At 63.3% G+C, this 11,896-nt stretch carries 9 protein-coding genes; 5 read left to right on the top strand and 4 right to left on the bottom strand.

From position 1 onward, the window contains the following. Window positions 1–69: 69 nt before the first annotated feature. The 3 genes from CSQ93_RS11340 to CSQ93_RS11330 form a co-directional block, all read right to left on the bottom strand. Window positions 70–864, bottom strand: coding sequence for a hypothetical protein (locus CSQ93_RS11340; protein WP_099378124.1), 795 nt, complete (start codon window positions 862–864; stop codon window positions 70–72). Between the two features lie 127 nt (window positions 865–991). Next, window positions 992–2,260: a phosphoribosylamine--glycine ligase gene (purD, locus tag CSQ93_RS11335; RefSeq protein WP_099378123.1), complete on the bottom strand. Its 1,269-nt coding sequence runs from the start codon at window positions 2,258–2,260 to the stop codon at window positions 992–994. A 164-nt stretch (window positions 2,261–2,424) separates the two neighbouring features. Next, window positions 2,425–3,150: a YebC/PmpR family DNA-binding transcriptional regulator gene (locus tag CSQ93_RS11330; protein ID WP_099378122.1), complete on the bottom strand. Its 726-nt coding sequence runs from the start codon at window positions 3,148–3,150 to the stop codon at window positions 2,425–2,427. A gap of 155 nt (window positions 3,151–3,305) precedes the next feature. Between CSQ93_RS11330 and CSQ93_RS11325 the strand changes: the two genes are divergently transcribed. From CSQ93_RS11325 to CSQ93_RS11310, 4 genes are all read left to right on the top strand, one after another. Then, the gene (locus tag CSQ93_RS11325; protein ID WP_099378121.1) at window positions 3,306–5,777 is read left to right on the top strand and encodes an alkaline phosphatase D family protein; all 2,472 of its coding nucleotides are present in this window, start codon (window positions 3,306–3,308) and stop codon (window positions 5,775–5,777) included. 83 nt (window positions 5,778–5,860) lie between these two features. Then, entirely contained in the window at window positions 5,861–6,781 is a 921-nt protein-coding gene (locus tag CSQ93_RS11320) for a DMT family transporter (protein WP_099378120.1), read from the top strand. A 29-nt stretch (window positions 6,782–6,810) separates the two neighbouring features. Then, on the top strand, window positions 6,811–7,200 hold the full coding sequence (locus tag CSQ93_RS11315) for a methylglyoxal synthase (RefSeq protein ID WP_099378119.1): 390 nt from the start codon (window positions 6,811–6,813) through the stop codon (window positions 7,198–7,200). 23 nt (window positions 7,201–7,223) lie between these two features. After that, window positions 7,224–8,213: a quinone oxidoreductase family protein gene (locus CSQ93_RS11310; RefSeq protein ID WP_099378118.1), complete on the top strand. Its 990-nt coding sequence runs from the start codon at window positions 7,224–7,226 to the stop codon at window positions 8,211–8,213. A gap of 170 nt (window positions 8,214–8,383) precedes the next feature. Here CSQ93_RS11310 and CSQ93_RS11305 read toward each other — a convergent pair whose 3' ends face one another. Beyond that, a complete protein-coding gene (locus CSQ93_RS11305) occupies window positions 8,384–9,013 on the bottom strand; it encodes a DUF4136 domain-containing protein (RefSeq protein ID WP_099378117.1) in 630 nt (209 codons plus the stop codon). 197 nt (window positions 9,014–9,210) lie between these two features. Here CSQ93_RS11305 and pepN point away from each other — a divergent pair, with 197 nt between their 5' ends. Further along, entirely contained in the window at window positions 9,211–11,865 is a 2,655-nt protein-coding gene (gene pepN / locus CSQ93_RS11300; protein ID WP_099378116.1) for an aminopeptidase N, read from the top strand. Window positions 11,866–11,896 lie beyond the last annotated feature (31 nt).

Raw genomic sequence — 11,896 nt, 5'->3', positions numbered from 1 at the left:
GGACGGATTGTACCCTGTTACGCGTTTTTGTGATAGGGCGGCGCTTGCGCTGTGCGTTTGTGTTGTGGTTCAGCGCGCGGGCGGCGTGGCGTCGTCCTGCACCACCGTGATGGACAGGTCCGCGCTGGCGCCGGGCAAGCGCGCACTTTCCACTGCGTGCGCGGCGCGCTGCTGCAAGTCGGGCCGCTCTACGCCTTGCCCGGTGACAGGGGCTGCGGCGGGAGAGGGCGCTTGCCTGGCCACGATGGCGCGGCCGGCAAAGGCCAGTACCAGCACCAGCAGCGCGGCCATCACCCACGTTCCCGGACGCGCATAGGCGGGGCGCTCCCGGCGCGCCTGGCGCGCGGCGCCATCGACGATGATGCGTCCCAGCTCCGAGCCGTGCTGGCGCGTGCGCAATACTTCGAATTGCTGCGCCGTCATGGTGCCTTGCCGGAGCATCTCGCGCAGGGCGGCGATCGGCGAGGCAAGCAGGCGGTCCACGGGCAGGCTGGCGTGGGCGGCGTCGCGCTGCCACTGGTTGATCAGGTCTTCGTCGTACAGGGTGTCGATGGCCTGGCGATTGACCATATTGAGCGCGTCGGCGGCCAGTTGCTGGCGCTCGAGCAGGGCCGCGCCGCCATGACGGCGCGGCAGATCCTGTACGCGCCGCAGGAAGTCGTCCTGTGGCAGAAGGTCGGTGCGCAGCAGCCATGCCAGTGCCTCGGCGGGACCTGCGCCGGCGGCCAGCCGCGGCATGTCGACGTCGTCTTCCTCGTCCAAGGCGAGGATCTCCAGTTCGTCGGTGGCGTCGTCGAGCTCATTGCCCGTGATCAGGCTGAGTCGGCGCAGTTCGGCGAGGGCAGGATGGAGGTGACCGGTCATGGGCTGAAACTTTGTCTGAAAGGCAAAATCTTAGCGCAAGGTCCGTTTTCCCGGCGCGCCAATCAAAAACAGGGCCGGGGCGGATGTATTCCGCGCCGGCCCTGCCGTTTGCCACCAAGGGGCGTGCTTAGTGCTTCAGGCCGCGCCAGCCGATGTCGCGGCGGTACTGCGCGCCGTCGAAATGGATTTTTTCCACGGTTTCATATGCCTGCTTCTGCGCCATCTTGATGCTGTCGCCCAGGCCCACCACGCACAGCACGCGGCCGCCGTTGGTGACCAGGCGCTCGCCCTCGATGCGGGTGCCCGCATGGAAGGTGACGGAGTCCGGCGTTTCGGCCGGGATGTCGCCGATGGACGTGCCCTTGACGGGATCGTCCGGGTAGCCGGCGGCGGCCATGACGACGCCAACGGCCGTGCGGCGGTCCCATTCCAGTTCCACGGCGTCGAGGGTGCCGTTGACGGCGTGCTCCATGACAGTCACCAGGTCGGTTTTCAGGCGCGCCATGATCGGCTGCGTTTCCGGGTCGCCCATGCGGCAGTTGAATTCCAGCGTCTTCGGCGTGCCCTTGTCGTCGATCATCAGGCCCGCATACAGGAAGCCCGTGAACGTGATGCCATCCTTGGCCATGCCCTGGATGGTCGGCACGATGATTTCGCGCATGACGCGCGCATGCATGGCCGGCGTGACGATCGGCGCCGGCGAATACGCGCCCATGCCGCCCGTGTTCGGGCCCTGGTCGTGATCCTTCAGGCGCTTATGATCCTGGCTGGTGGCCAGCGGCAGGATGTTCTTGCCGTCGCACATGACGATGAAGCTCGCTTCTTCGCCGGCGAGGAATTCCTCGATGACGATGCGCGCGCCAGCGTCGCCAAACTGGTTATCGGCCAGCATATTGTCGACCGCCTGGTGCGCTTCTTCCAGGGTCATGGCGACGACGACACCCTTGCCGGCGGCCAGGCCGTCGGCCTTGATGACGATCGGCGCGCCCATGGCGTCGACATAGGCGTGCGCGGGAGCGACGTCGGAAAACGTCTGGTAGGCGGCCGTCGGGATGCCGTGGCGCTGCATGAAGGCCTTGGCGAAGTCCTTCGACGATTCCAGCTGCGCCGCTTCTTTCGTCGGGCCGAAGATTTTCAGGCCGCGCGAGCGGAACAGGTTGACGATGCCCGCTGCCAGTGGCACTTCCGGGCCGACGACGGTCAGGCCGATGTGTTCCTGTTGAACGAAGTCGGCCAGCAATTGCGGGTCGCTGATGTCGAGATTGACCAGGCGCGCATCGCGCGCGGTGCCGCCGTTGCCCGGCGCGACATACACCATCTGTATGCGTTCGGACTGGGCCAGTTTCCAGGCCAAGGCGTGTTCGCGGCCGCCAGAGCCGACTACCAGAATTTTCATAGGGACCGTTCGTTCAATGTGGGTTGCAGGGCGGCGGTGCCGCCCTTGTTTAACATATTGCCTGGCACGCGGTAAAAATGTTCAGGGCAAGGCGCATGGCCGAAGACAGTACGGCTAGTACGGCGAGGCCATGCAACGCCGCCATGGACTTTTTTACCCCGTGCCTAGTTCTCGATCAGGGCGTTGGTAAATACTTCCTGGACATCGTCCAGCAGTTCCAGCGCATCGATCAGCTTTTGCATCTTGATGGCGTCGTCGCCCGAGTACACCGTTTCCGTCGCCGGCTTCATGATGACTTCGGCCACTTCGGCCTTGAATCCTGCCGCTTCCAGCGCTTCCTTGACGGTGGCGAAATCGTGCACGGGAGTGAGCACTTCGAAGCCGCCTTCTTCATCGGCGATGACGTCGTCGGCGCCCGCTTCCAGGGCCGCTTCCATCAGCTTGTCTTCGTCGGTGCCCGGCGCGAACAGCAGCTGGCCGCAGTGCTGGAACATGAAGGCGACCGAGCCTTCGTTGCCCATGTTGCCGCCATTCTTGTTGAAGGCGTTGCGCACTTCAGCCACCGTGCGCACCTTGTTGTCCGTCATGCATTCAACGATGACGGCCGCGCCGCCCACGCCGTAGCCTTCGTAGCGCACTTCCTCGTAGTTGGCGCCGTCGACGCCGCCGCTGCCGCGGTTGATCGCGCGCTGGACGTTGTCTTTTGGCATGTTCGCATCGGCCGCCTTGTCAACCGCCAGGCGCAGGCGCGGATTGGTGATGGCGTCGGCGCCGCCCATGCGGGCCGCGACCGTGATTTCCTTGATCAGGCGCGTCCAGATTTTGCCGCGCTTGGCATCGGTGGCAGCCTTTTTATGCTTGATATTGGCCCATTTGCTATGTCCTGCCATGTCGAATCTTCCTTAGACGGGTGTTCAATTGTGGCCGACATTTTAGCATATCGGCCCCTTGCGAAGCGGCATGGCCCCGTCATCAGGATGACACAATCTGTTGCTAAAGTGACGCGCTTTCACCATATCGAGGGCGCGACATTATGGCAAGTCAAATGGACAGGCGGCAATTTCTGAAATTGGGCGGCTTTATTACCGTCTCCGTGGCCACCGTCGGCCTGGCCGCCTGCGGCAGCACCGACTACAGCGATCCTGGCGTGCCGCTGGCCTCGGGCAGCGACTGGAAATTCCCGCAAAGCGTGGCCTCGGGCGATCCGCGCGCCGACAGCGCCATGCTGTGGACGCGCGTCGTGCCCGCCAGTTTCGACGCCGTCGCGCCCGCCGTTGCGGGCAAGTCCGACGTGGCCGTGCGCCTGATCGTCAGCGCCAGCGACAATACGGCGGCCCTGGGCGGCAACACGGCTCTGGCCGGCACGCCCATCGTCGACGCCAAGCTGCCCCTGAAAGCCGATTTCGACAACACCCTGCGCCACAAGGTGACGGGCCTGCAGCCGGGCCAGGTGTATTTTTACCAGTTCATCGCCGGCGACGTGCGCTCGAACGTGGGCCGCTTCAAGACGGCGCCCGCCGCCACCGCCGACGTGGCGCAGCTGCAGTTTGCCTACCTGACGTGCCAGGACTGGAGCATCAACCACTGGGGTGCGCTGTCGCACATCGCCGCCAACGAATCGCTCGATTTCATCGTCCACCTGGGCGATTACATCTATGAAACGGTGGGCGAGGCCTTCCAGAGCGGCGCCGTGGAAAGCCGCCACGACCAGCTGAAATTGCCCGACGGCACGTTCAAAAGCGGCACATCCGGCGCGAAATACGCGACCACCGTGGCCGACTACCGCTACCTGTACAAGAAATACCGCACCGATGCGCGCCTGCAAGCCGTGCACGAGCGCTTTGCCTTCATCGCCGTCTGGGATGACCACGAATTCACGGACGATGCATGGCAGGACGCCTCCACCTATGAAGGCATCGTGGCGGCGGACGGCAGCGATTTGCACCAACCGACGCGCCGCCGCAGCGCCAACCAGGCGTGGTTCGAATACATGCCGGCCGACGTCACGTTCGATAGCGCCGCGACGACGTTCCAGAACATCCAGATTTACCGCGATTTCCAGTTCGGCAAACTGATGCAGCTGGTGATGACGGACGAGCGCCTGTACCGCGCCGACCATGCGATCGCCGAGTCGACCATCAATCCGGCCACGGGCAAGCCGCTGGGCAGCATCGGCAGCCGCTACCTGGTGCCGCAAGCGCTGTTCGACAGCGTGGAAGGACAGAAAATGGCGGCCGCCACCAAGGCCGGCGCCGATCCGCTGGCTGCCGTCGGCATGCTGGGAACGACCCAGCGCGACTGGTGGAAAAGCAAGATGAAGGCGGCGACCTCCACCTGGAAGCTATGGGGCAATGAAGTGTCCCTGCTGCGCATGGGTCTCAATGGCACGGATGCGATCGCCACCTTGCTGGCGCTGAGCGCCATGGCCAACGTGGGCAAGGCCATCGCCAGCACCTTGCCGTTGGTGGGCGGCAGCGTGCCGCTGGCCGCAGGCATCGTGGCCGCTTCGACGGCGGGCGCATCGACGACCGTGGCGCAAGCGGCGGCGATGGCCATTGCCGGCGCCGCAGCCAATGCCGGCGCGCAGGGCGCCGCTGCCGTGGGCGCCGGCTTGAGCGCGGCCCAGGCCGGCATCACGGTGGCTGCCTACAACAGCAGCTCGCCGGCCGCCGCCGCGCAAGTGATCGCCTTCGGCTGGATCAAGCCCGACGTGCAGGCCAAGGGCGCCGCATCGAGTTTTGTCGCCGCTTCCGGCCAGCAGGCGGCGCTGGCGCCATTCTTTACACGTTTCCTGCTCAATTGCGACCAGTGGGATGGCTACAACAGCGAGCGCAAGAACCTGATGGAGCACCTGAAAACCAATGCCATCGGCAACGTGGTGGCGCTGACCGGCGATATCCACTCGTTTTTTGCGGGCACCGTCAGCGACGACTTCGACGCGGCGGGCGGCGGCACGCCCGTCATGGTCGACCTGGTGTCGGCTGGCGTCAGCTCCGATTCCTTCTTCAGCTACCTGAAGTCGGCTGCCGGCGCCATGGGCGATATCGGCACCCTCGTCAGCTATCCGCTGGCCATCCCCGTCACGGGCCTGGGCACGGTCAATCTCGACGTCAACTTGCTCGACTACACCATGGGTAAGGCGGCGCCCACCGTCGACAGCCTGCTGGAGCAATTGCGCGTGCAGTTGCGCGGCGCCCTGGCCGCCAAGGGCGTGCCGGAAGCGCAACTCGATGCGACGGTAGCAGCCGTGCAGGCTGGCTTGAAAGCGAGCACCGACTTCAGCGTGACCCTGCTGGGCTTGGCGCAGCAATTGTCCGGCCTGGGCAACAACCCTTGGATCAAGCATTTGAATACGGATGCGCAGGGCTACACAGTGGTCACCTTGACGCCGGGCAAGCTGGTGGCGCAGTTCAAGCAGGTGAATAAACTGGTCGGCACGGCCGCGCCGGCGAACGTGATTGCGCGGGTGACGACGGCGACAGTGACGGCGGGTGCGGCGGCGGTGGCGGTCTCGTAATCCGCCGTCGGTTTTATGTGGGGTCGGACGGGGACGCCGGGTCCCGCCGGGTCTGACCCCGGCTTTTGCCTTACAATCTGGGCATGAGCTCCAGTTCCCCGCAAGCCACCCCTCCATCTATTCCCCGTTCCGTCTACCTCGGTGGCCTGGCCATCGCCGTGGGCGGGGCGGTGCTGTTTTCCACCAAGGCCATCGTCGCCAAGCTGCTGTACCGCTACCAGATCGACGCCGTCACTCTGATCGCCTTCAGGATGATCTTTTCGCTGCCCGTGTTCGCCGTCATCGCCTGGTGGAAGATGCGCACGGAGCCGCCGCTATCAAACCGCGACCGCTGGCGCCTCGTCGGGCTGGGGCTCGTCGGCTACTATCTGTCCAGCTATCTGGACTTTCTTGGGCTGCAATACATTTCCGTGGGGCTGGAGCGCTTGATCCTGTTCCTCACGCCCACCTTCGTGCTCCTGATTACCACCGTGTACTTCAAGCAGAGCATCAGCCGCTTGCAGTGGCTGGCCTTGCTCACCTCGTATTGCGGCATCGTACTGGTGTTCGTGCACGACTTGCAGGGCGGCGCCAGCAATGTGGCGCTGGGGTCGACGCTCGTGCTGGGCTCGGCCTGTGCGTATGCCGTGTATCTGCTGGGTTCGGGCGAATTGGTGAAACGCATCGGTTCGATGCGGCTCGTTTCCTACGCGATGTGCGTGGCCAGCTTTGCCTGTATCGCCCAATTCTTCATCCTGCGCCCCGTCGAGTTGCTGATCCAGCCCATGCCCGTGTATGGCTTGTCCTTGCTCAATGGTATCTTTTGCACGGTGATGCCCGTCTTCATGACGATGATCGCCGTCGAGCGCATCGGCGCGCCCGTCGCTTCGCAGGCTGGCATGATCGGCCCCGTGTCGACCCTGTTCCTGGGCGCCATGATTCTCGATGAACCGATCACCAACTGGCAACTGGCTGGCACCAGCCTGGTATTGGCCGGGATTTACTTGCTGTCGAAAAAGAAATAATTCCTCCACCCACTGAAAACGTCCTCACCATGAAAACACGCATCGCCCTGATTGCCCACGACAAGAAAAAAGATGACATGATTACCCTGGCGGGCGAATACCTGGACTTTTTGAAGGGTTGCGAACTGTCGGCCACGGGCACCACGGGCGGCCGCCTGATCAATGAGCTGGGCTTGCAGGTGGAACGCAAGCATTCCGGTCCGTTCGGCGGCGACTTGCAGATCGGCTCGCTGCTGGTGGAAGGCTTGATCGATTGCGTGATCTTCCTGCGCGACCCGATGACGCCGCAGCCGCACGAGCCGGACATCAATGCCCTGGTGCGCGCCTGCGACGTGCACAACGTGGCGTGCGCGACAAATCTGTCATCGGCGCACCTGGTGCTGTCGCAACTGCAGGCGCAGGCCAACGCTGCCGCCTGATTCACCGAGACAAGGAGATGAGCATGAGCGCAACGATTACCACCAAGGCCATCCGCGTACAGCGCGTGGGCGGCCCGGAAGTGATGGAGTATGTGGACGTGGAACTGCCGCCGCCCGGCCCCGGCGAGGCGCGCGTCAAGCACGAGGCCATCGGCCTCAATTTCATCGACGTGTATTTTCGCACGGGCTTGTATCCGCAGCCGCTGCCCAGTGGCCTCGGTGTCGAGGGGGCGGGCATCGTCGAGGCGGTGGGCGAGGGCGTCACGGAAGTGAAAATCGGTGACCGGGTGGCGTATGCGGCGCGCATCAATGGCGCGTATGCGCAGCAGCGCAACCTGCCAGCGGCCCTGCTGCTGGTGTTGCCCGAGCGCATAGCTTTCGACACGGCCGCCGCCATGATGCTGCAAGGCTTGACGGTGCAATACCTGTTCCACCGCACGGTGGCGCTGAAGGCGGGCGATACCATCCTGTTCCACGCGGCCGCGGGCGGCGTGGGCCTGATCGCCTGCCAGTGGGCGAAGGTGCTGGGTGTGAATCTGATCGGTACGGCCGGCTCCGATGAAAAGGCGGCGCTGGCCAAGGCGCATGGCGCCGCCCACGTCATCAACTACAACACGGAAAACTTCGTCGAGCGCGTGCGCGAGATCACGGGCGGCAAGGGCGTCTCCGTCGTCTACGATTCCATCGGCAAGGACACGTTTACGGGTTCGCTCGACTGCCTGGCGCCGCTGGGCATGATGGTCAGCTTCGGCAACGCCTCCGGTCCCGTGCCGGCCTTCACCCTCAGCGAACTGGCCTCGCGCGGTTCCCTGTTCATCACGCGCCCGGCCCTGTTCAGCTATGCGTCGAACCGCGCCAACCTGGAAGAGATGGCAGCCTCGCTGTTCGGCGTCGTCAGCAGCGGCGAAGTGCAGATCGAGATCAACCAGCGCTACAGTCTGGCCCATATCGCCCAGGCGCATGCGGACCTGGAAGGGCGCAAGACGACCGGCTCGACCATCATCGTGCCATGAGCGGCAGCGATGACGGCACGCCGAAGTTCGGCCGCCTGCTGATCGTGCTGTTATTGGCCGTGGCCCTGATCGGCGCACTGACCTTTGCCGCCGAGGCGTATTATTCGTAGGTGAAAAAAAACCGGCTGGTGCATTGCTGCACCAGCCGGTTTTTTTGTATTGCCACCTGATTATTCGATTTTGACTTCGACTTTCCGGGGTACGCCGCTCTGGCCGGGGAAATCGGCAAAGGCGCTGGCCACCATGGCCGGCATCACTTGCGACGTGGCGCGCTTGTTGCTCGTCGATTGCACGGTCACGTCGTACAGTTTCTTGCCGTTGCGGTCATTGATCGTCACGCGCAATTCGCGTTCATATTTATGGCGCACGCTTTCTTCCACGTCCATCGGGCCATACCAGTAGGGGTTGTAGCCAAAGCGGCCATAGCCTGGCCATGCGCCGTAGCGGTAGCCGTAGCGGCCAGGCCAGTAGCCAGGGCCATACCAGAATGGATCGGACGCCTGCAGCACGCGCTCAGGATAGTCGACGGTGGAAAACTGCATCGCCACGCGCAAATTGGCTGCCGCCGGGCCGGACGCTTCGCCGAAGCCGTGCTTGGCCAGTTCCGCGCGCACCAGGTTCTGGTAGTTGCGGTATTCCAGCGTGTCGTTTTCCGCCGCTGGCGCTTCAAACGCATACGATTTGTCCTGCAATTGCGCAGGCCACTCGTGGAAGACGGTCACATCGCTGCGTATGGTGGTGGCGCATCCGGTCAGCAACACGGTCAATGCGGCCATCATGATGGTGAGATAACGTTTCATTGCATGACCTCCTGATAGTAGACACAATTCATCGCTTAGTATTATAAGAATAGTTCTATTTGTTTCTATTTATTATTACAGAATGTTACCGAGCATGTCGGCGTGTAAGGGAATCCAACATTCCTGGCCTGAATCGCGACTATCGGGGGCTGGTGTTGGTAAAATAGGCTTTTGCCTCCGCTCCCACCCAAATCCCTATGCGCACAGACAGCCCTCAGACGATTTACCGCAAAGATTACACGCCGCCCAGCTTCCTGGTTGACAGCGTCGAACTTGGTTTCGATCTCGATCCCGCCCGCACAGTGGTGGCGAGCCGGATTCACATGCGCCATAACCCGGCCAGCACCAGCCGCAGCATCGAATTGCACGGCGAACACATCGAACTGGTGCAAGTACGCCTGAACGGCAAGCTGCTGAAACCGTCGCAGTACAAGCTGACGGCCAGCATGCTGAGCATCCCCAAGGCTCCGGACGATGTTACGCTCGATATCGAAACCGTGCTGGCGCCGCAGGACAATACCTCGCTGTCCGGCCTGTACGTGTCGAACCATAATTTCTTCACGCAGTGCGAAGCGGAAGGCTTCCGCCGCATCACCTTCTTCCCGGACCGCCCCGACGTGATGGCCAGGTATACGGTCATGCTGCGCGCCGACAAGGACAAGTATCCGGTGCTGTTGTCGAACGGCAACCTGATCGAAGAAGGCGACCTCGGTGATGGTCGCCATTACGCCAAGTGGGAAGACCCGTTCAAGAAACCTTCCTACCTGTTTGCCCTGGTCGCCGCGCGCCTGGTGTGCCAGGAAGAGCGCTACACCTTGAAATCGGGCCGCGAAGTGCTGCTGCAGGTGTGGGTGGAAGACGGCAACCTCGATAAAACCGACTACGCCATGCAGTCGCTGAAAAATTCGATTCGCTGGGACGAGGAACGTTTTGGCCTGGAACTGGACCTGGACCGCTTCATGATCGTCGCCGTCGGCGACTTCAACATGGGCGCCATGGAAAACAAGGGTTTGAACATCTTCAATACCAAGTATGTGCTGGCCAACTCGCGCGTGGCGACCGACGTCGATTACGCAGGCATCGAAGCGGTGGTGGGCCACGAATACTTTCACAACTGGACCGGCAACCGCGTGACGTGCCGCGACTGGTTCCAGCTGTCGCTGAAGGAAGGCTTGACGGTGTTCCGCGACCAGGAGTTTTCGGCCGACATGATCGGCACGGACACGGGCCGCGCCGTCACGCGCATCGACCAGGTGCGCACCCTGCGCCAGGCGCAGTTCCCGGAAGACGCGGGTCCGATGGCGCATCCCGTGCGTCCCGACTCCTTTGTCGAGATCAATAACTTTTATACGGTCACGATCTACGAAAAAGGCGCCGAAGTGGTGCGCATGTACCAGACCCTCGTAGGCCGTGACGGTTTCCGCAAGGGGATGGACCTGTATTTTGAACGCCACGATGGCCAGGCCGTCCAGTGTGACGACTTCCGCGCCGCCATGGCGGACGCGAATGGCCGCGATTTTAGCCAGTTCGAGCGCTGGTACAGCCAGGCCGGCACGCCCATCGTCAAGGCCTCCACGCGCTATGACGCGGACAGCCGGACGTTCGAGCTGACCCTGGCGCAAAGCTGCCCCGCCACGCCGGGTCAGCCGAAGAAACTGCCGTTCCACATTCCCGTCACCGTCGGCTTGCTGGCTGCCGATGGCAGCGACCTGCCGTTGTACGTGGATGGTGTGGCGTCGAACGGCGCCACCAGCGTCGTGCTGGAACTGACGCAAGCGTCGCAGACTTTCCGCTTCACGCAGGTGGCGCAAGCCCCCGTGCCTTCGCTGCTGCGCGACTTTTCCGCGCCCGTGGTGCTGGAGTATGGCTATACCGACGCCGAACTGCTGCACCTGTTCCGCCACGACAGCGATCCCGTCAACCGCTGGGAAGCTGGCCAGCGCCTAGCCATGGAGCGCCTGCTGAAACTGACCGGTGCCGTGGCTGCTGGCGAGACCCTGGTGCTGGACGACACCTTCATCGCAGCGCAGCGCGCCTTGCTGGCCGACGAAGCGCTCGATCCCGCCTTCCGCGAGCTGGCGCTGATCCTGCCGTCGGAAACCATCATCGCCGAGCGCATGGCGCAAGTCGACCCGCAAGCGATCCATGCGGCGCGCCAGTTCATGCGCCGCACCATCGCCACCGCCCTGAAGCCTGAACTGCTGGCGCAATACCACGCCAACCAGACGCCGGGCGAATACAGCCCTGACGCCCTGTCGGCCGGCAAGCGCGCGCTGAAAAACCTGGCGCTGTCGTATCTGCTGATCGCGCCCGAAGCGGCGGAGCTGGACCTGGCGCGGCTGCAGTTCGACAATGCCGGCAACATGACGGACCGCGCCGCGGCGCTGGCGGCGCTGATTCATTCCGGCTCGCAGCCGCATGCGCAGGCGGCCTTGACCAGCTTCTATACCGACTTCGAGAACGAAGCGCTGGTGATCGACAAGTGGTTCGCCATGCAGGCGGCCGCGCCAACGACCGATGTGCAAGCCGTGCGCCAGTTGATGACGCATCCGGCCTTCACCTTGAAAAATCCGAACCGCGCGCGCAGCCTGATCTTCAATTTCACCAACGGCAATCCATCGCAATTCCATGCGGCAGATGGCAGCGGCTACGCCTTCTGGGCCGAGCAAGTGATTGCGCTCGACGCCCTGAACCCGCAAGTGGCGGCCCGCCTGGCGCGCTCCATGGACCGCTGGCGCCGGTACGTGCCTGCGCTGCAAAGCCACATGCGCGAGGCGCTGGAAAAAGTCGCCGGCCAGGCCAGCCTGTCGAATGACGTGATGGAAGTCGTCAGCAAGGCATTGGCCAATTAACACCGCAATAACTCATCAAAACAAAAGGGAT

This window comes from Janthinobacterium sp. BJB426, from assembly GCF_002735705.1.
Classification (GTDB): domain Bacteria; phylum Pseudomonadota; class Gammaproteobacteria; order Burkholderiales; family Burkholderiaceae_D; genus Janthinobacterium.
The sequence above is the reverse complement of the archived record's forward strand: the minus strand, read 5'-3'. Positions and strand labels throughout refer to the sequence as shown.

Excerpts from the sequence above, each read along its gene's own strand:
- CSQ93_RS11320 (WP_099378120.1), top strand. The coding sequence starts at position 5,861 with ATGAGCTCCAGTTCCCCGCAAGCCACCCCTCCATCTATTCCCCGTTCC.
- CSQ93_RS11315 (WP_099378119.1), top strand. The coding sequence starts at position 6,811 with ATGAAAACACGCATCGCCCTGATTGCCCACGACAAGAAAAAAGATGAC.
- pepN (WP_099378116.1), top strand. The coding sequence starts at position 9,211 with ATGCGCACAGACAGCCCTCAGACGATTTACCGCAAAGATTACACGCCG.
- CSQ93_RS11325 (WP_099378121.1), top strand. The coding sequence starts at position 3,306 with ATGGACAGGCGGCAATTTCTGAAATTGGGCGGCTTTATTACCGTCTCC.
- CSQ93_RS11340 (WP_099378124.1), bottom strand. The coding sequence starts at position 864 with ATGACCGGTCACCTCCATCCTGCCCTCGCCGAACTGCGCCGACTCAGC.
- CSQ93_RS11310 (WP_099378118.1), top strand. The coding sequence starts at position 7,224 with ATGAGCGCAACGATTACCACCAAGGCCATCCGCGTACAGCGCGTGGGC.
- CSQ93_RS11305 (WP_099378117.1), bottom strand. The coding sequence starts at position 9,013 with ATGAAACGTTATCTCACCATCATGATGGCCGCATTGACCGTGTTGCTG.
- CSQ93_RS11330 (WP_099378122.1), bottom strand. The coding sequence starts at position 3,150 with ATGGCAGGACATAGCAAATGGGCCAATATCAAGCATAAAAAGGCTGCC.
- purD (WP_099378123.1), bottom strand. The coding sequence starts at position 2,260 with ATGAAAATTCTGGTAGTCGGCTCTGGCGGCCGCGAACACGCCTTGGCC.